This is a genomic window from Bacteroides sp. D55t1_190419_B8, assembly GCF_015558905.1.
Classification (GTDB): domain Bacteria; phylum Bacteroidota; class Bacteroidia; order Bacteroidales; family Bacteroidaceae; genus Bacteroides; species Bacteroides vicugnae.
In genome coordinates, this window is sequence record NZ_JADMOU010000007.1 from 178917 (window position 1) to 199677 (window position 20761).

25 protein-coding genes and 1 pseudogene are annotated in these 20761 nt (G+C 34.1%); 21 read left to right on the plus strand and 5 right to left on the minus strand.

The window, feature by feature from the left end; all coding sequences use genetic code 11:
* The first annotated feature begins 18 nt into the window (after nucleotides 1–18).
* The 16 genes from I2I13_RS09180 to I2I13_RS09250 all read left to right on the plus strand — a co-directional run bounded on the left by I2I13_RS09180 (nucleotide 19) and on the right by I2I13_RS09250 (nucleotide 10641).
* Nucleotides 19–1782: a recombinase family protein gene (locus I2I13_RS09180; RefSeq protein WP_195649299.1), complete on the plus strand. Its 1764-nt coding sequence runs from the start codon at nucleotides 19–21 to the stop codon at nucleotides 1780–1782.
* 214 nt (nucleotides 1783–1996) lie between these two features.
* Nucleotides 1997–2161 carry a hypothetical protein gene (locus I2I13_RS09185; RefSeq protein ID WP_195649300.1) on the plus strand — a complete coding sequence of 55 codons (165 nt, stop codon included), beginning with the start codon at nucleotides 1997–1999 and terminating at the stop codon, nucleotides 2159–2161.
* A 41-nt stretch (nucleotides 2162–2202) separates the two neighbouring features.
* On the plus strand, nucleotides 2203–2403 hold the full coding sequence (locus tag I2I13_RS24470) for a hypothetical protein (RefSeq protein ID WP_008021249.1): 201 nt from the start codon (nucleotides 2203–2205) through the stop codon (nucleotides 2401–2403).
* Nucleotides 2342–2968 (plus strand): hypothetical protein, encoded by a 627-nt coding sequence (locus tag I2I13_RS09190; protein WP_195649301.1) that lies wholly within the window; start codon nucleotides 2342–2344, stop codon nucleotides 2966–2968. The genes I2I13_RS24470 and I2I13_RS09190 overlap by 62 nt, the downstream gene beginning before the upstream one ends.
* A 999-nt stretch (nucleotides 2969–3967) precedes the next feature.
* Entirely contained in the window at nucleotides 3968–4993 is a 1026-nt protein-coding gene (locus I2I13_RS09195) for a DUF3871 family protein (protein ID WP_195649302.1), read from the plus strand.
* A gap of 292 nt (nucleotides 4994–5285) precedes the next feature.
* Nucleotides 5286–5921, plus strand: a complete 636-nt coding sequence (locus I2I13_RS09200; protein WP_008777324.1) for a recombinase family protein — start codon at nucleotides 5286–5288, stop codon at nucleotides 5919–5921.
* Nucleotides 5922–6497: 576 nt separating this feature from the next.
* On the plus strand, nucleotides 6498–6983 hold the full coding sequence (locus I2I13_RS09205) for a hypothetical protein (RefSeq protein WP_004321951.1): 486 nt from the start codon (nucleotides 6498–6500) through the stop codon (nucleotides 6981–6983).
* Between the two features lie 12 nt (nucleotides 6984–6995).
* Nucleotides 6996–7235 (plus strand): hypothetical protein, encoded by a 240-nt coding sequence (locus tag I2I13_RS09210; RefSeq protein WP_004321949.1) that lies wholly within the window; start codon nucleotides 6996–6998, stop codon nucleotides 7233–7235.
* A 12-nt stretch (nucleotides 7236–7247) separates the two neighbouring features.
* On the plus strand, nucleotides 7248–7619 hold the full coding sequence (locus I2I13_RS09215; RefSeq protein ID WP_004321947.1) for a hypothetical protein: 372 nt from the start codon (nucleotides 7248–7250) through the stop codon (nucleotides 7617–7619).
* A gap of 9 nt (nucleotides 7620–7628) precedes the next feature.
* A complete protein-coding gene (locus I2I13_RS09220; protein WP_004321945.1) occupies nucleotides 7629–7781 on the plus strand; it encodes a hypothetical protein in 153 nt (50 codons plus the stop codon).
* A 25-nt stretch (nucleotides 7782–7806) separates the two neighbouring features.
* The gene (locus I2I13_RS09225) at nucleotides 7807–8481 is read left to right on the plus strand and encodes a hypothetical protein (RefSeq protein WP_004321943.1); all 675 of its coding nucleotides are present in this window, start codon (nucleotides 7807–7809) and stop codon (nucleotides 8479–8481) included.
* Nucleotides 8482–8936: 455 nt separating this feature from the next.
* A complete protein-coding gene (locus I2I13_RS09230) occupies nucleotides 8937–9149 on the plus strand; it encodes a hypothetical protein (protein ID WP_225483579.1) in 213 nt (70 codons plus the stop codon).
* 33 nt (nucleotides 9150–9182) lie between these two features.
* Nucleotides 9183–9542 carry a hypothetical protein gene (locus I2I13_RS09235; RefSeq protein WP_229128598.1) on the plus strand — a complete coding sequence of 120 codons (360 nt, stop codon included), beginning with the start codon at nucleotides 9183–9185 and terminating at the stop codon, nucleotides 9540–9542.
* A 15-nt stretch (nucleotides 9543–9557) separates the two neighbouring features.
* Nucleotides 9558–10022: a hypothetical protein gene (locus tag I2I13_RS09240; protein ID WP_002559018.1), complete on the plus strand. Its 465-nt coding sequence runs from the start codon at nucleotides 9558–9560 to the stop codon at nucleotides 10020–10022.
* 3 nt (nucleotides 10023–10025) lie between these two features.
* Nucleotides 10026–10358 (plus strand): hypothetical protein, encoded by a 333-nt coding sequence (locus I2I13_RS09245; RefSeq protein WP_002559019.1) that lies wholly within the window; start codon nucleotides 10026–10028, stop codon nucleotides 10356–10358.
* A complete protein-coding gene (locus tag I2I13_RS09250) occupies nucleotides 10345–10641 on the plus strand; it encodes a hypothetical protein (RefSeq protein WP_002559020.1) in 297 nt (98 codons plus the stop codon). The genes I2I13_RS09245 and I2I13_RS09250 overlap by 14 nt, the downstream gene beginning before the upstream one ends.
* Nucleotides 10642–10814: 173 nt before the next feature.
* On the opposite strand, the gene I2I13_RS09255 is transcribed toward I2I13_RS09250, so the two are convergent.
* Entirely contained in the window at nucleotides 10815–11780 is a 966-nt protein-coding gene (locus I2I13_RS09255) for an IS110 family transposase (RefSeq protein WP_032568652.1), read from the minus strand.
* A 212-nt stretch (nucleotides 11781–11992) separates the two neighbouring features.
* On the opposite strand from I2I13_RS09255, the gene I2I13_RS09260 reads away from it, so the two are divergent.
* From I2I13_RS09260 to I2I13_RS09280, 5 genes and pseudogenes are all read left to right on the plus strand, one after another.
* Nucleotides 11993–12349 (plus strand): hypothetical protein, encoded by a 357-nt coding sequence (locus I2I13_RS09260; protein ID WP_002559021.1) that lies wholly within the window; start codon nucleotides 11993–11995, stop codon nucleotides 12347–12349.
* A gap of 377 nt (nucleotides 12350–12726) precedes the next feature.
* Nucleotides 12727–13425 carry a DUF4468 domain-containing protein gene (locus tag I2I13_RS09265; RefSeq protein ID WP_229037622.1) on the plus strand — a complete coding sequence of 233 codons (699 nt, stop codon included), beginning with the start codon at nucleotides 12727–12729 and terminating at the stop codon, nucleotides 13423–13425.
* A gap of 434 nt (nucleotides 13426–13859) precedes the next feature.
* Nucleotides 13860–14153 carry a hypothetical protein gene (locus I2I13_RS09270; RefSeq protein WP_004321934.1) on the plus strand — a complete coding sequence of 98 codons (294 nt, stop codon included), beginning with the start codon at nucleotides 13860–13862 and terminating at the stop codon, nucleotides 14151–14153.
* A 51-nt stretch (nucleotides 14154–14204) separates the two neighbouring features.
* On the plus strand, nucleotides 14205–14858 hold the full coding sequence (locus tag I2I13_RS09275; protein WP_004321931.1) for a hypothetical protein: 654 nt from the start codon (nucleotides 14205–14207) through the stop codon (nucleotides 14856–14858).
* A gap of 134 nt (nucleotides 14859–14992) precedes the next feature.
* A pseudogene (locus I2I13_RS09280) lies at nucleotides 14993–15742 on the plus strand (VapE domain-containing protein); the annotation flags it as partial.
* Between the two features lie 345 nt (nucleotides 15743–16087).
* Here the strand turns inward: I2I13_RS09280 and I2I13_RS09285 are convergent.
* The 4 genes from I2I13_RS09285 to I2I13_RS09300 all read right to left on the minus strand — a co-directional run bounded on the left by I2I13_RS09285 (nucleotide 16088) and on the right by I2I13_RS09300 (nucleotide 20758).
* Nucleotides 16088–16732 carry a DUF3943 domain-containing protein gene (locus tag I2I13_RS09285; RefSeq protein WP_229128599.1) on the minus strand — a complete coding sequence of 215 codons (645 nt, stop codon included), beginning with the start codon at nucleotides 16730–16732 and terminating at the stop codon, nucleotides 16088–16090.
* A gap of 104 nt (nucleotides 16733–16836) precedes the next feature.
* Nucleotides 16837–18036, minus strand: a complete 1200-nt coding sequence (locus tag I2I13_RS09290) for a BT_3987 domain-containing protein (RefSeq protein WP_148363945.1) — start codon at nucleotides 18034–18036, stop codon at nucleotides 16837–16839.
* Between the two features lie 23 nt (nucleotides 18037–18059).
* A complete protein-coding gene (locus I2I13_RS09295) occupies nucleotides 18060–19169 on the minus strand; it encodes a glycoside hydrolase family 18 (protein WP_148363946.1) in 1110 nt (369 codons plus the stop codon).
* 23 nt (nucleotides 19170–19192) lie between these two features.
* On the minus strand, nucleotides 19193–20758 hold the full coding sequence (locus tag I2I13_RS09300; protein ID WP_148363947.1) for a SusD/RagB family nutrient-binding outer membrane lipoprotein: 1566 nt from the start codon (nucleotides 20756–20758) through the stop codon (nucleotides 19193–19195).
* Between the last annotated feature and the right edge of the window lie 3 nt (nucleotides 20759–20761).

The window sequence follows — 20761 nt, forward strand, 5'->3', positions numbered from 1 at the left end:
TTAAAATAGCCAAGATTTATGAGAGGTGCAATTTACAGTAGAGTATCTACAGAAATACAAGATTATGGTAAGCAAACGGATGAATTGAAGGATTATGCTGCCCGTAATAATATTGAGGTAAAATATATTTTTGAAGAGAAAGTTTCTGGTTTTAAAGATGATAGAACAGAATTTAAGAAACTAGAGAAATTAACTAAAAATGATATTGATATTATTTTAGTGTGGGAATTATCCAGGCTTTCTCGAAGGTCTATCTTCATTCAGCAAACGGTGAAGAATTTCGCTAATAAGGGAATCTGTATCTTTACTAAAAAAGAAGGTCTCTATACTTTGAATGATGACGGCACGGAAAATAAGAACGCAATGTTTACCATTGGAGTAATATCAATGATAGCAGAGCAAGAAATAGAGACTTTGAAAGAACGAACAATTTCCAGTAAAAGAAGATATATTCTAAAAGAAGGTCATAGTTATACTCCTATAGCTCCCTATGGCTATAATTATAATTCGATAACAAAACAATTAACAATAAATGAAGATGAAGCAAAAGTTGTTAGAAGAATGTATCAACTATCTATAGACGGAGTATCAACCAATAGGATTAGTAAGATTTTAACTAGTGAGGGTATAAAAACAAAGAAGGGCAATCCTAATTGGAGTTTAGCAACAGTAAGAGATATATTGCATAATCCTGTATATAAAGGAGTGCCGAAATATACAATGACTATTAGAAATAAAAAAGTTGTTGAGTTAGTTTCAGCACCACCAATAGTAAGTGAAGAAGTATTTGAACAATCTGAAAAGGAATTGACTGAAAGAAGGAATAGAAGTAAGTCTGAAATGGTTAATAAACCATTGTTAAGAGCATTGATATTTTGTACAGATTGTGGTAGAAGGTATATATGCAACAGTGGTAGAAATATATATGCCTGCCAAACGAGGTTTGATAACATTAGAGCTAATTATGTTGCAGATTGTCATAGTGCAGGTATTAGTGCAACCAATATTGAACCTATAATTTGGAATTTAGTTGAGAGACTATTTAAGAGTACTATTGCATCCAGCAAGGCACAAGAACGGATTGAACCCTATCAAGAGCAATTATCTAAATTGTCAGAGTCGAAAAACAATTTTGAGATGCAAAGAGATAAAATCAATAAAGATGCAGCTAAGCTATTTGATACCCTTCTTTTAATTAGAGACACTAACCCTACAGTGTTTACTAGCAAAATGGAGGATTTTAACAAAATGAGTACGGAAGCTAATGATTATCAAAAAGAAATAGACATTATTGAAAGTAAAAAACAGGCAATTCAAAGAAGGATAAAAGCCATTGAGGAAATTAAAGACATAGATATTACGGATGAATCGGAAAAATATGACATACTTCATAAAGTAATTGAAGCTATCAAGATTTATTCTGTAAAAACGAATCAAAAGGTATTCACGGTATTATTTGCCAGTGGGCTTGAATATAATGTTCTTTATAATGTGAACAAACCCAAGTTTAGAATAGAATATGCTTTTGTCAGTGATGAAACTATTACTTTTAATAAGAAAGATAAATTGTTGATAAACAAGCTCTATTCTTCTGTAAGGGATATATTACCTGATTTTTCTATAACTGCTGGAAATAATGATATGTTTGATAATGATGTGTGTGGTGACTATAGTTTTCAAGAAGTGTGGGAGTTGCTAGAAAAATACAATAAAACAGAAGTCCTTAGAGAGTGGAAACCAGATTACACAAAGAGAGCAATCAATAGGAGAAACAAAAAGTAACATCTTTTTAAGGTACAGACTTTTTATCGGTTTGATATTCAGTAATCACACTTTATTAATGCTTCTAGTCGAATTTTTCAATTTGTGGTACTAGTATTAGGTCACTCCCTAAAAACCTAGTACCTTTGTATCAATATATTACAAATAGTATATAAGATAACACAAGCATAAAAGATACACTATTTTATCACCATTTTTATTATAAAACAGTACCATGCAAACATTCACCTATGAAGAAATCAGAGAAAAAGCACTAAAACAAGGAGTAACAGATAACAGGCTTAGAGTTGGCTTATGGGCTAGCTCAAATGGCTATATTAAAAGCAAAAGGAAGATACAAGGGAAAGTATATACGATTTATTTTGCGCCACAACGTTAATTAGATTAAGATACATCATTTATAAAATAAACCAATGACCTATGATTATTCATATTCCCACGGGAAAGCGATTCAATAATCGAAAAGAAGCAAAGATTTACTTTGGTAGTGCTTATTACTACAAGATAGAAAAAGAGAAGAAAGATTTACTATTTATAAACAATATTCAATCCGCTACTAATGAATATTCTACCCAAATTTTGCAGAAGCAATGCAACCGTCAACTATTCTATTCTAAATAGATTCAAACCTGCCAATATTTATAGATTTTTCTGTTTGTCTCTTTCAAGAGATGATTGGTATAATGTGAGAATCACTTTAGATGAATTAAAAAGAACAAGTGGAGGTAAATCAGTAAGCAGTTTTAATAAGAAATTTGAGGAGTACTTGGATATAAAGCCTTATTTTGTGGATAATGGTTTTTATTATCTAACTAGACGGAATATTTATCATATTCCTGCAATGGAAGAACAATGTATCACTATCTCCAATAAGTTTGCATTAATCGAACTGGATGCAGCGATAAAGGGTTTCTTTATCCAATTACTTCTATTATCCCAATATGGCAATATAGAGCTGATTAAGAAAAATATAATCAAAGCAATCGGAATAGATAAAAAGACTTATGACAAGTATATAATAAAACTTGTTGGTGCTGATTTAGTATCAATCACTACTCCCTTAACTTTACATACTGAAAATATTCTATTAGAAAATGATTTTTCCAAGCAGAAAAAACTACCCACGAAGAAAGTAAATAAAATAGTAGAGATAGATGATAATGGAAATATCATAATTCCCAAGTAAGGAGAAAAAGTGTTCTTTATTAATATATGAATATACAGTACTTTTTCCCTTGTACCTACCTGTTTTACAGAATAGGATGCAATAAAAGTGATTTTTTCTGTGTACGGCAAAGAGAAATGTGATTATTAATACTATAAGTTATCCTTAGCTTTACATAGGTAAGGTAGTGGGGAAAAAGTATCTGATATTAATTATATATTATAACACACATTTTCCCCTACTACTAAAGAATTTAAACTTTATGTGCGCATGAACTTCATTTTTTAGTGTGACAGAGTATCTGTTTTGATTTTTAAAGATTAAGAGTTATATAGGCTAACTCTGTATTTGAAGTATGAAACACTGAAAAATATGTCAATGCCTACAAATAAGCTCATTATAGAGACTTTGACGAATAAATTAGTCTACTATCCAACTAAAAACAAAAATAGCCGCAAGCGAGTACACTTACAAATGTGCTCAATTGCGGCTTTTTTTGTGGAACTTCTAAATTCTTGTCTAATACAAGGAATATAGCAGTTCGCAATTTTAAATATGGGAGTTAATTTTCCCAATGGAAGTGTGGGAAAATGCAAATATGACCTGTTTGATTTACATATAATTCAAGGAGTTGAACCATTGCCAAACAGGTAGTTCTTGATTTTTAAGAATACTCAAAGTTAGTCATAATAAACAAGGTAAAAAAATAAACAATACTCAATTTCTGATATTACTACTTAGCATATCTTTATATGACAGTATAATACTCTCCTTTCTATTATAGTGCATAGTAATACATAGGCACGCAATAAAGTATAGGTACTTTATATATAATCCCCCCTACCTGTTAAAATAAGAGCCTAAATATATATCAGCTTACTTCTCCTATGATTTACTGAATTGAAAGTTACGTACGAATGAGCAGAGTAGCTCTAACGTCCCCCTAGGGTAGTTGGAAGAAAAGTGAAATATCTATTCTCCACGTAATCAATTTATAAATCATTTAAAATTTTATTCGTTATGAGAAATCTACAAATTATTGGCAATGTGCCACAGGTAAGAAGAGAAAGTAACTTTGGTGAATATGCAGAAGAAGCAACAATAATCGAAGAACAACCAAAAGTTAAAAAAGAGAATCCTCATTTCTTGGAAGCTAATACACTAGAGGTAACAATGCAACATTTAAAAGAAGATTGTATTACACCCGTATTTGCCAAAGACAATGAGCTTACAATTCCTCACCCTGCATTTATTGATACTGTTTATGACGCTGCAAATGCATTTTTCAGTGGTGAAAGCGTTGATAAGCCCGATATTCGTGTAAGTCACATTATCAAGGGGAGAATACCCGAAGCAATACACAAACCTGCAAATCAACTTCTTGAAAGTGATAAGACTATCTACTACGAAAGATGTGCTTTTATTATTCAGATTCCTACGATTTACGAAACGGTGAACGGAAATAAGCTAACTCTTACTATTGGTGGTGTGAGAGCTTATAATCACACAAATTTGTATAGTAAAAAGGGAGCAGAACGCTTTAAAGTATTTGCAGGCTTTACCTGTAAAGTATGCACAAATTTGTGTGTATCAACAGACGGTTTTCTTAGTTGCTTGGAAGTTACTAATACCAAAGATTTATATCGGGCAGTATTGGAAATGTTTCAGAGTTATCAACCTGCAAAACATCTACATTTGTTGCAAACACTTGGTAACTCATATCTCACAGAACATCAATTTTGCCAATTACTTGGGAGAATGAGACTTTATCAATCATTACCACAAGGTTATCAAAAAGATATTCCTAAAATGCTTATTACTGATTCGCAAATAAATACAGTTGCAAAAGCATATATCAATGATAAGAACTTTGGGAGCTTGGGGAATGATATTAGTATGTGGAAATTGTATAATCTATTGACAGGAGCAAATAAGAGCAGTTATATAGATTCATTCTTGGATAGAGCGGTAAATGCAACCGAAATAGCAACGGGAATAAATGCCGCTTTGCATGGAGACACCAAATATAAGTGGTTTATTGATTGATTAAACAGGGGAATATTCAGTAATGGGTATTCTCCTTTTTTATTAACTGTGTAAAACAAAGAATTATGTTCTATTGTAAAATACTCGTTTGGCTCTTTTGGTTGGTATTAGCTGTTGTCAGTGGTTGTGTTCCATTGATATGGCTTATTCTATGTGTTGGCTTGTGGAATGTTGAGGAAGCAGGCAAACGTAATTAGTTATTTATGTGTTCAAAATAGAAATGTGTTCAAATAAATCTGCAAAGGTGGTTTGAACACATTCTTTCATGTTATCAATCTAATCAAAGAATAAAATGAAAACAGCCGTAATATACGCTCGTGTTTCGTCAAGTAATGACAGACAGGACACGAGCAGACAAATAGAGGATTTAAAGAAATATGCTATCTCACAGGATATAGAAATTGTGAATATATTCCAGGAGCATATTTCAGGTGCAAAGAAAATAGAGGAAAGACAGATTTTAGGAGAATGTTTGGAATACTGTAAACGTGAATCTGTGAATATCCTACTTTTATCTGAATTGTCAAGATTGGGAAGAAGTACATTACAGGTTCTTCGCTCTTTGGATATATTGCATGAATCGAAAGTATCGGTTTACATACAGAACTTGGGCTTATATACTTTGCAACCAAATGGGGAAGTTAATCCAATAGCGTCTATCATGGTGACAGTACTTGCAGAAATGGCAAATATCGAAAGAAGCAATATCCAATACCGTTTGAATAGTGGTAGGGCAAATTATATTGCCAAAGGTGGTAAACTTGGCAGAAAGACAGGTTCAATCAAAACGAATGATAAGAAGAAAGAAGAATATAAAGAAGTCATAGCTTTACTAAGAAAAGGCTATTCAATCAGAAATATAGCTAAGCTACAAAGTATTGGTATTTCCACCGTTCAACGGATTAAAAATCAGTTTATAAAGCCATAAGCATGAAATATCGGTGGGGTGGAAAAATTCAGAAATTTAGTTTTTATATGGGGAGTCTTGAATTTTTCCACTACCATAAATTTATAAAGCAGAAATAGCCCTCAACTTTTAATAAACAATAGTTCTTGCTATTACAAACGCTTTTCGTAACTTTGTACCAATTTCAGATACCTAATGTGTTGGGGCTGAAAGGACATATTAGTTAACGAAGAGCGTTTAAGATATTATCTCATATTGGAATCTGGACAATTTCGAAGGTTGAAGATAATAGGCAAGAACGCTCACGTCAATGTTATATACCTATCTTGTTAAGATAGTCTATATATCGTTTGGCGTGGGCTATTGTTTATTATTCAACCTTGGGCAGTCCAGAGCCTCAATATGATAATATTCGATAGTTCCCACGCTTTTCTCATTGTGTAATACTATCCAAAGGGAACAGGGTAGATAAAACGATATATAACTACGAATCAGACATTAAGAAACAACTTTTGCTACTATCTTTTAAGTAGCCAACTCATTTTTTGAGCAGCTTATACTACAAATTAAATTATTAATCAAAAAATAAAAAGCAATATGAAAAAACTATTTATTGGATTATCCTTTATATTTTCGTTTATACTATTTTCCTGTAATAACATCCAAAGTAATCAAAGAGTAGATGATAAGGAAGAACAAAAACAAACGACAACAAAAGAAGAAGTGCGTAATAATATAGCAAAATATCTTGTGATTGAACGTGAAGAGCCTCAGCCTGTTGGAAGCGCAGTAAGATTGAACAACAAGAAAGAGAATGTTTTTCAAGCTACTTTTTTTGATATTTCCGTTTTCTCTGCATTGTTAGCACAATGGGGAGTTAAACCACCCACATATTGGGTTTTGAAGAATTATTCGGATTTTACTATAGATAAGGTTGTCATGGAATATGTTGATACAGAAGGAAATGTACAAGTATTGACCGAAACTTTTTTAGCAGGAAATACCAAAAGGCAGTTGATTGATGTAAACAAAGGTGGAAAGCCATACATAATTACTATAAAAAGTAAAGCTCTAGATTTATAAATACAAGACAATATGGAAAGAAAAATAGTATTAGCAATATTTGCACCTGCACTTGTTGCATTGGCAATGAGAATAGCACTTTTTGTATTGGCACTTCCTATTTTTGGTATTGCGTTTATAGAACCATCTTTTCAATATGATGCAGAAGAACTTGCGGGATTCAATATGTTTATATGGGATGAATCATGGCTATACTGGATATTGGTTTTATTGGGAACATTCTATGTTGAAATGAAAATTTTTAATGATTAATTCGTTCTTTATATGGTAAAATATATATTTTTATTTGTCTTTGCACTATTTACGAATATTGGAATAATGGCTCAATCTCCACAGTCCCCTAAAAGAACTGTCTTAGATTTTACGCCTAAAGTTCCGCAAGAAGTCATTAACCTTGCATTGGAAAGAGTTAAACAGAAAGAAGTTGCTTGTTTTAATAATGGAGCAATTCAAAAAAAGAAGTATAAGATTATAAATTATACTACTTCAGTAGCTGTTGATATGAAATATAATGTTTGGGTAGAAGTCGTTGACCCTTGTAATGATATTGCTAAGAAACTTTGGATTCAATATAAAAAAATTAAGGAGGGACAGTACGTTTGCACAAAAGATACTTTTTATACTAGTAAATATTAACTAAATCTTATGGGAGTAGTAATAGGAATTGTAATTTATGCAATAATAGCATATATTACCTGTCCACGTAAAGAAAATGGGAGTTTTGAAGAGGGTGCGGTAGTAATGTATATTATCGTTCCTGTTGTGGTTTTGGCGATTTATCTTATATGTAATAATTGATATTTTATAGAGAATGGTATTCTTCATGAAGAATATATATGCGATTTACATATTACTATTAATGCTATTACTATCTTGTACTAGTAAAAAGGATAGTAATATACAGGCTACTATTGCTAGCTTATCTATATATGATAATCATCCTACTTTGGATATATCAGAAGCTAAGCATTTGCAATGGGTAGATTCTGTATTAAGAGTAAAAGGTGTGAAACTGATTGATTACAGAAATAGGATATACCAATACGATGATACAAGGTTTTATTGGAATAGGACTTTTGATTATTTCTTGATATATCCCTCTAACTTTACACATGGAGAAGAATCAGATTTAAGTAATGGCAATCATTTCGTAAATGAAGATAGTACAATCTGTTTGAATGTGTATGCTACTTACTTCGATGTTTTTAAAGATGATTATTCGCTTCGTGAATGGTTCGATATGATGATTGATTCAGAAGTAGAACAAGGCAATAGAATTATCAAGAAAGATATTACAGACTATAGTTATACTATTGAAGGCAATACTAAGAGTGGTAGATGTTTTTTCTGTAAAGCTATTTGTAAAAAGGCTTATGAACGTGAGGTTATCATAACAGTGAAGTTGGAATATACAGATTCAAGAAAGGAAGAAGTGAAAACCATTATTTGTTTGTATAATAATGATAAATTTATTCGCATTAATTTAGATAAGAGATGAAAATGACTAGAATAGTATTATTTGTATTAATTATAGTAGAATGCTTTGTACAAGGGATATTAACGTATTGGTGGTACAAATACAAAAGTGGAGCATATTATAATTTAGTTATTAAAAAAAGTATGCTATACCATATATTATGTCAAACAGAGAATATATTACTAATAGTCATTGCTATAATACTATTCTATCTACTTATAAAACGGATGGTATATCAGATGAATACACATGGAAAGATACAAGTACAGAATGGACAAAATAGTTAGAATAGCTTTAGCAGAAATTATAATTTTTGTGTGCATTGATTACATACTAGGATTGCTAAGCAAAACACGAGTACTTCAATATTATTATATGAATATTAGATGTTGGCTCATAAATATAGAGAACATACTTTTATTGATAATTATAGCAACGCTATTTTGTCTACTTATAAAACGAATAAATACGAGGTTATGACAACAGAAGAACTTTTCGAGAAGTTTACTAGTAATTCCTTTACCGAGGAAGAATTATCAAGCTTGCATGAAAAATGCAAAAACATAAAGGGCTGGGATGTTCAAGAAGAACCTTATAGGCATATAAATCCAGCAAGTAAGGACAATTGGTTAAAAGATTGCCCTAAAAAACTAAGGGAAGAACTTGATAAATTATGGCAACTAGACTAACGGTATCTAAAACGGATTTAAAATAAAATGATTATGATAATAATAAATGCAATAAATGATAATGGTAATAGACTTGTAATGGTAGATAAGAACACTGATAAAGATGCGATTAAAGAATTTTTAGTTACTACATTAAGTAAATGTGATACTAACGGGAATTTTATTGAAACTCCCTATTCCAAATCTAAGCTGTTAGATGATTTCTTAGAAGATAGAGTGTTAAATATCACTATATATTATTCTGACAATAGAGAGCTTACTATTGGGGATAAAATTTTAAATATGGCAGATGAAAACTTTGCATCCTGCCCTCATTTGCCTGTTTACTATGTAAAGCAACAAGTAGATAAGTATTGGGATACAATAGAGTACTTTATAAATGAAAACGAATAATTAAACAAATGAACTATGGAAAATGAGAATTATGCAACTAGAGAATTTCCTCTAAAAATAGAAACAATGTGTGTTCGTAATCCCTTTGACGCTCACAATCCAATATATCACCCTTATCATAACACTAGTAATTTTGTATCAGTAGAGGAATTTTATGAGAGATATAAAAAAGATAATCCTTCTTATGAGCTAACTAAAGATTATAGTAGTAGGAAATATGCAGAGTATACAGATGAAATGGTTTTTAAATCTGCAATACATATATTAAGAGAGGAAAATAATGGCAAACCATTTAATTTTTTGCAAGAGATTGAAGAGATTTTATTTTCATTTAATCTTTGGGATGATTGGGATGTACTTGATTGCCCTAGAAAGATATATTATGGAATCATTAAAGATAAAGAAATATTTAGACAATTGCTCAATAAATACTATTGGAAGCCTACGCTAGTGATAAATGCTAATCCAAGATATAAGTAAGAAATGACAAAGGCAAGTAAACTTAAGAAATATCTAATCACACATTGGGAAATATGGGATATGAAATCTCACTATCAACCCCCACAAGTTGATTTGTCAGAATTAAATATGTTCTCATATTATTTGCAAATACTTGCTAATCGAAGTGAGAGAGGAATATATTCTATTAATCTGTACAACTCATTAGAGGAAATAGAAGAGGATATATATGGAGTGTGTGTATTCAAGCATCAACAATGGAGAAGCAAAGATTTCAAAGAAATATACAATAGCTTAAACAAGCAAGAGTTTTTAAGGAAAATAAATGCATTGATAAAAGAGTATGGAAATAAATAGGGAACAAACTTTATCAATATTTTGTGAATTGGTAGATAGATTGCGTAGTAAACGAGAGTTTGAAATAATAGAAGCAACATATAGTAGATTACGCAAACATGGTTTTATATCTTCCGTCGAAGATTTTATAGACGGAAAACTTGTTGAAGGTAGTATAGAAGAGGCTCTTTTATTTAGATTTCATCTTGCATTTATGAAGAGTAGAACCGTAGATAATCTTCCAGTGCCCGATGATGTGAAAGATACTCCTTGTATTTTAGAGGAGCTAAGTAAACTATTTTAAATGAACCAATAAGACTAAAAGATTGGTATGATAAAATGAGTTATGAACTATAATACGAAAACTGACTACGGTTAACGATAATTAGCATAAATATGCAATTATCTCATTCACGGAAGCTCGTCGGGGCTGACTGCGTAGCCCCTTGCCGCATGGCGTTCCCTCCGCAGGAGCTATTATGGCTTTTCAGACTTGAATCCATCGACATATGGCTTTTCTTGAGAGACTACCGCAAAGGCTTGCCTTACGAGTTTGTTGGCGACTGCAACAACCGCCACTTTTCCCGGCTTGCCGTTAGAACGCAATCGGTCAAAACATTCCTTGCATTCGGCATTGCATCGCAGAGATGCCATGGCAGCTATATAAAGCTGACCACGTAAGGAAGAATCACCGTTGCGGTTGATGTGACCTTTGACATTGACTGACGTACCGGATTGTTGGTAAGTAGGAGATAAGCCCAAGTATCGGGTGAGTTGCTTGGCATTATCAAAGTACGTGAAGCCTCCCGTAGCCATTATCAAGGCTGCCGCCAGCGTGACACCGATACCTTTGATAGAGATGAGCAAGTCCATCTGTTTCTTGTACTCGCATTGTGCCAAAACCGCCAGTTCCTCCTCCAAGTTCTTGACTTGCTTTTCAAGGAAAGCGATTGTCTTTTCAATAGCTTTCTTGCACTTGGGGTCGAAGAAGGGAAGTGCTTCCATGGAACCTTTCAAGTTACGGGTGGCTATAAGTTGCTTCTTGAGTTGACGTATGACTGTCCGTTTCTGCTTCAAGGTGAGAATGGCATCGCTACGAAGCCTATAAGGGGCAGGCTGCATCTTCTCTCCGTAAAGAGCTATCAGACGTGCATCCGTTTCATCCGTCTTGGTGACGGAAAGCATCACACGGGCGAAATTCTTTATCTTGAGAGGATTCTCCAAACTGACAGTGATTCCCACTTGCGAAAGAAGATAGACGAGCAGGGAACTGTAATTGCCGGTTGCTTCCAGCACGCAATGATGCTCACTGGCTGACAAGGTTTGAATGAACTCATGAACGCCTTTGGTAGTGTTCTTGAATGTTTTGGTCTTGCTGCTCTTGGCAGAAGAATAAGCAACTACGAAAGTCGCCTTGCTGACATCAATTCCAACGTAGGTCATAGTCTTAATGATTTATTGAACGACAACATCTGTACATCGTGAGCCATCATTGCGAATACGGGGTCGAAAGCCCATTGAACTATCCGGTTTCTGATGTAAAAGTGTGGGGACGAAACATAACTCACGGCCTTTATGACCAAGGAAACATCGGTCTTATTCCACACTTTGATGTTGAAACTTTATGCAAATATATAACGATTAAAAATTATACAATGGAAATAATAAATAGGACTGATGAATTTTGGATGGAGTTTTTTGACCCAACTGATGCCTACGAGGATTTATATGTTGATGAAAAAATGATTATCAAAGGAATATTTGATAATATGGGAATACATCATAAATACGTATTCAAATTTGAGTCTTTAGAGGAAATTTATCCGTATATACATGGTCGTATTTATGCATATAAAAATTTGAAAGAGGTAGATTTCAAGAGTATATTTTATGAGAAATACAACACAGATTCATTTTTGCAATATATCAACAGTTACATACAAAATTATGGAAATCTTTATTTGATAAAGGGAGATACATATTCTATCAAATTAGATACAAATGAAGAATAAAATTATCAAGATTGTTAAATGGTATCTAATAATACATTTAGCTATATCGAGTATGCTTCTAATAGACTACGCTTTCTTTGTTAAAGAATCTACCAAAATTACATGGGAAGGTAGAGGTTATACTGTAACTAAGATGATATTATTAGGACCATTAAATATATTATACTTTAAATAGAATGAATTATTGGTGAATATTAAGCAAAACAGCATTTGAAGAAATTCATTTGCTGTTTTTTATTGTTCTATTAATTATTACAACACATCTTTTACAACAAGGCTTGTTAGAGAATATATATAATAAAATCTGATTAATTAATTTGTTTTTTGTACATTTGAACACAAAAATACATCATACTAATAGTAAGCTTCAAGTCAACATGAAAAAGATTATTTTTATAATGTTATTAGGATTAGTCTGTAATACAATTAATGCCCAAATTGTAACTAAACAAGAATTAGAAGAATATACTAATATAGGGGATATGTCTTGGTCAGCTAAAGCTAAGGAGCTATCCAATGAATATAAGTTGAATGAATTGGGTGAACTATCATTATCGGTTATAAAAGAGTATAAAGGTCAGTCCAAATCTCAATTATATCGCAAAATTATAGATTGGGTCATATCTATGTCTTCTGATGCAAAGTCAGCTATACAAGTTTCAAATGAGGAAGAAGGAACAATCATAGCACGTTGTTATTTGCCTAATATTGCCAAACGGACTATGGGAGATAACTCATATAGAGTAAGCATTCGACCACTTATTAAATTTGATTTTAAAGAAGAACGTATTCGAATGACATATACCTTACAGAATTATGAGGTATTGAAGATAAATGACGATAGTGGATATGTCATAATGTTTGGTGGTGGTTTTGGGGTAACAGGTAATGGCGTTACTAAAGATACCCAAATATGGGCACTTTCTGATTGCTTTCCATTTGCAGAAAACAGACAACATCCTAAAGTGACCTCATCACGAGCTTTTGTTTATTCACTATCATGTTATAAAATCCTTGTAGACAAAATTGATACAGTTCTAAAGAAGCCATTGCAAACAAGTGATGATGATTGGTAATTACCCTATAAATGTAACTTTGACATTTTGAATTAAATATCTCTTTGGTATGGTGGAAACTAACATGGTTATCACCATTTGAAGAAATTCATTTGCTATTTTTATTTTTACAGAAATTCAATACTAATACATCAATCAGTATTAATATGGTCACTAATAAGTTGGCTATTATTACAGTTATATTTTATACTATAATAATAGATATACTAGTTCTAGTATTAATAGGATTAGTATAATAATGTTGGGTATTAATATGGAGAGCTTTTTCTTAAAAAGCTATACTATCATAGCTTTTTTTACATAGAGTGTTCAAATTTTGTTGGAATTTGTTTGTGTTATTATAATAATATACTACATTTGTGGCGGAATTTGTAGATAGCACTATCTTCTGAATAGCCAGTAATAGTGCTGGCATAATTAAAATTATAATAATTATGGAATTAACAAATTCAACAAATGTATTGGAAGCATTAGTGTCTAACAACCGTAGTGAACTGGGCAAAACTTTTGGTGTCGGTATGTTTGTTTCAGAAACAGATACTCCCGAGCAAGTTAAAGCTAAATGTAAGAGCTTTGTCGCAAGATTTGAGACTTATATAGCTAACTTGAATGTAATCATTAATTCGGGGGATGAACTTGCTTCTGAAATGAGAAAAGCTAGGGTTAAACGTCTATATTCAGCTCTTGATGAGAATGAAAAAGAAGATATAAAGGCACTATTGAACTAATGCATTAAATTTAGGCTAGCTTCGGCTAGCCTTTTTTATTCCAATTATACTATGGGTAGACCTATTATTAAATTTTCAAAACGGTATGGTAAAGTATTAGGTAGTATTAATCCAGACAATCACTATCCTTTATATATGTTTATGTATATCATTATAATGTATGCTTTAGAGAATAATTCGGCTTTTAATGCTTTATCAAAACATAAATTATCTGCTATACACTTTATTAGGATGCAGGTAGATTGCTGTTTGGAAGTTTATGCTTGTCTCTTATATAGAGATAAAGAACGTTTCTTTAAATATTTCATGGACGGCAAACCTACTAATAAACTTTGTATAGGTAAACAATATCTTACTGCCGGCTATCTTTGCGGAGAATTAAATAAGAGATATTCCGGAATATCAGAAATATACAAAGAGGGCTGCAAGTGGGTTCATCCTAGTAAAGTTATGTTTAGATTTACAGCTCCTCAATATGACCAGACTAAGTCTGATATGTTTTTTATAGGTTATAAAGATAAGCACTATTATGACGATGAAGAACAATTAAGGGATATATATAAAGATATGTTATTAGTAAATCAAATACTATATGAATTACTAAAGGAGTTAGTGGCACCTTATAAAATGGCACATAGTAAAGAACTAAAAATAGGGAAGTTTTTTAAGTCGAAGAAGAAAATGAGATTTCAGTTTTATGAATAGTGAGATAGAATCTACTATGTTTTTATAAGCGGTATTATTATAATAAAGCTGATTATCAGAAATGGTAATTAGCTATTTTATTGTAAATTAATATTAAAACGCGATATGGTAGTATTATGTGTAAGTGAAAATAGGATAAAATGCACGCGAATAGTACATCACCCATATTAGTAGGGGCACAGGGAACTCATAAATCAACTTTCTGCCGTGAAATGATTCCGCCTGCACTTCGAGCTTACTATACGGACAGCATTGATTTCAGCCAGAAACGGGATGCGGAACTGTATCTGAATCGGTTCGCGCTCATCAACATTGATGAGTTCGACCAGATTACTCTGACGCAACAGGGATTTCTGAAACATATTCTCCAAAAGCCCGTGGTCAATCTTCGGAAACCGCATGGTCGCTCGGTACTTGAATTGCAACGATATGCTTCATTTATCGGCACAAGCAATCAGAAGGATTTGCTGACTGATCCTTCGGGAAGCCGTCGTTTTATCTGCATTGAAGTGACGGGAAACATCGACACTACACAACCGATAGATTATGAACAACTTTATGCACAAGCCATGCACGAGATTTATCATGGTGAGCGTTATTGGTTTGATAGCGAAGATGAGCAGATTATGACTGAAAACAACCGTGAGTTTGAGCAAACACCGGCTATGCTGCAATTGTTTTATCAATATTTTAAGGCTGCGCAAACGAAAGAGGAAGGAGAATTTCTTACTCCGGTCGAAATTCTGAATTATCTGAAGAAAAAAAGCGGTATTTCATTGTCCGACAATAAAGTATATCACTTCGGGAGATTACTGCAAAAATGCGGAATTACCTCGAAACACACTTATAAAGGTACTGTTTATCAGGTAATAAAGGTATCATAAGAGATAAAAGTAAGGCTGACAATAAAAGTAGAGATATTTTATTGTCAGCCTATTATCAATGGTTATTGTCAGGTGATAGAGTACTGATATTCATCTACTTGAATAGAATTCTGACAGTATGACAATAAAACAGGTACAAATCATAGTAATTGTAGGATTTGAAATTAAACTTCACGAGAAATATTCCGATTATCTTCTTTTTAAACTATCAGTTTTTTCCGGATAGTTGCATCCTTATCTACTTCTCTTTATGAATATATATTTCTCAAATATTCATTAATGGTATGTATATCGACATCTCCCTCTAAGAAATTCAGCCTCTGTCTCATAATTTACATGTCAACATTAATCTCCCTTCTGATGTACTGGAAAAATATTCTCATAATGTTTATACCGCGTATGATGGGTATAGTTCATATAATCTCCGGTGAGATACAATCCTTTTCGCAGTTTGATATCCAACCGCAGCCCTGTTGCATGAAGAATTGCCATTGAACGATCTCCCTGTGCATTCAGCGTCTTTGAGTTATAATGTTCCCAATCCATATCTTGAGGAGTGAGTCCACGCATAGGAGAAACAACAAACGAAGCAAACTCTAACCCGAAACGGGATGCTCCTGTTTTCCTGTCATCAAGGATTAAATCGAATGCACGGTAGAACACTTCTCCCAACGCCATCCCTCCAATCGGTGTTGCTATAATATCATTGGTAGATGGATATTCATTTTCCACGAACATCTCCCACATGAAACTTCCTCCAAAGGCATATAGCCCGGATTGCCAATAATTATATCCATTTGACCGGGCCGAATTAAAATACAAACTGCCATGATAAGGATGCATAAACATGTTTGTTCCCATTGCATCATTATCCCAAACGAAACCGTGCTTGATATTGTCTTTAATTGTATGAAAGTCAATATAGGCAAAATCCGCTTTCCGAATATAGCGATCGAATGCCCATACTCCCATGTTAATGCCGAATGTCATCGTTGCCGCCCGCAATCCTTTCTTTTGTAGAACAGCTCGGAAAGTTCTGCATTATCAAAAAAGAGAGGGACCTCACAAGGATTCCCTCTCTTAAAAAAGATCAACTAGTCTTCATCATCATTAGGATGATAAAAATTATACTGTTTACTCCAACTAGGGATTCCGTTAAGAGTGATGTTATTGCCACTTGGACTACTATCCTTCAAAACATTACCTTCTCCTTCGTCGCACTTCCAATAACCAATCAAACCTTCTGCATCTCCTGGTATCTGGCGTGACATTCCTTCCTGAATAGCATTATCCGTCAAACATTTCTTCCAAAGGCGAATCTGAGCATATTCTACCTGCATTCTCCATCCAAAGCTTTCGGCAAAGCTAATGTTTTTAAACACAAAGTCCCTTGTATCAGCCTTGTAGTTATTCAATGTACCATCTTTATACAAACGAATAGTAGATCCATCATAAGTATAAGCGATATGATACCATGTATCAGGATACCAAAATTCTTCACTATCAAAATAGTTTCCATTCAATTGACATTGTAAAGTAGGAGCTATCTTCTTTGCTCCATCCGCCCAATAACGTAGCAAGATATCATTGAAGTATATAGGAGCAGCATTATCAGCAAAGATATTTCTTCTAAAGCCGATGTTAGCCGGCCCTACCCAAGCTCCAGTAGGTTGTCCTGTGGTGTTATCAAACCTTATCCAATATTCTATTGTCCATTGAGCAGCAGGCATTTCACTGTTAAAAACCGTAGTCGTTTTATTTCCCGATTTCAGAACCAATGTTTTCTGCTTATTGGGGGAAGTAAGCAGATAAAGAATATGGTTAGCATTTCCTACTATTCCTACTGTTCCTGTTACAGAAGTAATCCGTACTGGAATGGCATAAGCTTCATTATTAGGAGTAGTAAATGGCTTGATCGTAAGATTTATAACCGGAGCAGACACTTCTCCTGCAGGAATTGTAACCGTACGTTGAAAGCTCCAAAACTCTTCAGGCAAAAGTTCATAAGCAGCCTCATGCTTTTGATTATAGTCATTAATAAGTTGTTGGTCTATATCTAAAGTTACTGTCACGTCTTCTGTTATGGCACGAACCAAACGAACAGTTAGCGTCTTCGTCACATCACCATCATCTACCAGTTGTGCTTCTATTTGTTGCCCAAAAGTATTGGATGGAGCAGCTTCCTGAATATATAAACCGTTATCAATGGTTGACAGTTTGGCATCATCGCATCCGGCAGCAGATATTAAGACTGCCACCAACGCAAGATATTTGGAATATTTAATCATCTTCATAGTCTTCTTTTTTAATCATGTTTTTAATGCTTGGCCGGATTTAATACCTGAATAGCCTCGCGCATAAATAAATAGTCGTTTACCGGACGGCATAAATTAAAACGGTAAGCACCGACTCCGCCAAGACGTGCATCCACTCCCGGACGATAATACATAGCCATTCCTTTCAATGAATAAGTCACGACACCATCACGAGTCGTAAATACTGGTCCCCCATCACCCTTATGCTTTTCAAAATCTTCGCACCATATCGTTTTCTTAAGAATGGTAGCTTCATCTTCTACAGAACCGAACTTGTTTAACAATAAGCCAAAACGATAATCTAAATTTGCATCTCCCGAACAATAATAAGACTGAACTACATAATAATCCAACAAAGGACCGGATGCAGTTATCAAAGTCTGTGGTTCCCCATCAAGCATAAGCAAACGTCCTGTTCCTGATTTAGGACCAAAGTCTTTCGATAATTCATCAAGGAGAATGTGCATACGATCAGAATAGCTGCAAATATCTCCTGGGAAAGTATAATTCGGCTCAAAGTCAATATCAAAACCATCATATCCATATTTAATGATAGAATCCGCAATAACACGTGCATATTTACGAATAGCTTTTTCAATGCCTTCAGGTGAAGTATCACCATAACCGTTTCTATTCGGCCAACCTTCATACCAGCCCCAATAAGCAGCCATAGCTTCGCCTTTTGAAGCATACTGCACTCCATCCACTATAAAATCATTTTCAACAGATGCAGGGGTATGTGCTCTACCGATATCCATAATATGCTGGCAATACAATACTCTTGTACCTTTTTTCTCACGCACTTCCTTTAGATCACTTTTCTGAGCCTCAGTCAAATTGAAAGCATTTCCCCACAAAGAGACTATATCCATCGAATCAGGAATCCCTCTCAGTTGATTATTCATATTGGTACCGGTTCCTGTCCATTCACTATACCAACCAAAAACAACCTGATGGTCACTTTTCTTATATTCTCTCAATGCTTTATAATAGTCTTCACCATTGATATTTACAGGTTCTGTGAATTTAGGTTCCATTTCCGTCCAATCACTGCATTGGATGAACATCAGTGCACCCATTGACGCAAGAATGACATATAGTAATTTCTTCATAATGTATTTTTTAAGTTTAACAGTTAATAAGTTCCATCCTCTTTCATAGCCCACCAAAGATCGGTTCCGTTAGAGTCTTTTCCATTACTAAGCATACCGACAGCAGCTTCCACATTCGCTTTATTATTATTGTATTCACTAAGGGTGAAATGGATACGACGCTGTCCACGTGTCGTAGTACAATCAGGATTCATAGATTTAGTAGCCGGGAAAATCTTAGGATACCCTGTGCGACGAAAATCAGCCCAACCATTCATTGGATCCGGATAACAAGCAATCCATTTCTGCGTAAGTACCCTCTCTAGTTTTTCCGTAGGATCAGCACTTTCATCCCACTTAATAGTGACAGACGATTGGTTAGTATAATTATTTCCAGTGTGTCCACTAACTAAATTATCCTCATAATTCCCCGGAACGGATGTGTCATCAGCCAAATAAGCATCTACACCTGATATACCAAACTCTTCAAAAGAGAGTCTTATCCCCTTTTCATAGAAAGTCTTTGCATCGCCCCCCATACTCCATCCTTTCAAAGCACCTTCTGCACGCAGAAAGGCAGCTTCAGCAGCATACATAACCGGTTGCGGCAATGTTTTATCAGTAGCAATAAAAAGCTTACTATAGTTTGAATATGTGGTAGGTTCTGGAATTTCCGCCGATCCTGAACGCACACCTACATATCCACCAACAGCAGTCTGAGTTTGCGGAGTAAAATAAGCAGGACGACGTGGGTCATTATAACCATTCATATAGGATACCAGACAAGCATTAGCTCTAACTTCAGGCCATCCACTAACAATAGCATATCCATTCTCATTAATACCTCCGTTAGTGGTATCATAAGAACTTTCACTCACACTTTCCAACACACCATCAAGTACGGCTTCCTGCGCTTTCGTTTGAGCATAGCCCGATTCTTTTCCCGAAATGCGAATAGCCATTCTTAGTTTCAATGTGTTAGCAAATTTTAGCCATTTAGTACAGTCCCCTTTGTAGAATTGATCTACAGCAGCTAAATCCTGATTGGTGCCGAGTGAAGCCGCAGACTTCAAAATTGTAATCGCATTGTCCAAATCATCGAACATGGCATGCCAAACTGTTTGTTCGTTATCATAAGGCGCTTCCGTATCACCAGCTTTCATCTGTGTATAAGGAATAGGACCTTGCAGAGAAGCAAGTAATTGCATACCATAAACACGAGTCAGCTGTGCTATAGCATAAATAACACCTTTCTTTTCTGTAGAGTTTTCAACTAGGAAGAAAGAAGGATAAACATAGCCATAGATTCTTCCCCATGAGCTATCATTGTGCTTATCTAATGCATTGTAATAGGCAAAGATATTGGTTCCAAAACTCCAGTTGGCCGTTGCCGTTACTTGTCCGCTAAAACTAGCCCACATACAATTAATCTCCTGACAAGCATTCTGCTGTGGACAAGCATATACATTAAACATCGTTGACAGTAAGTTACTTGCCGGCACTTTTGACGGTTGATAAGGATTCGTATTAAAATCTTCAAAATTGGTAGTACACCCTGCCATTATGCATACGACTGCACTTGCTCCAATATATTTTATTATCTTGTTCATACC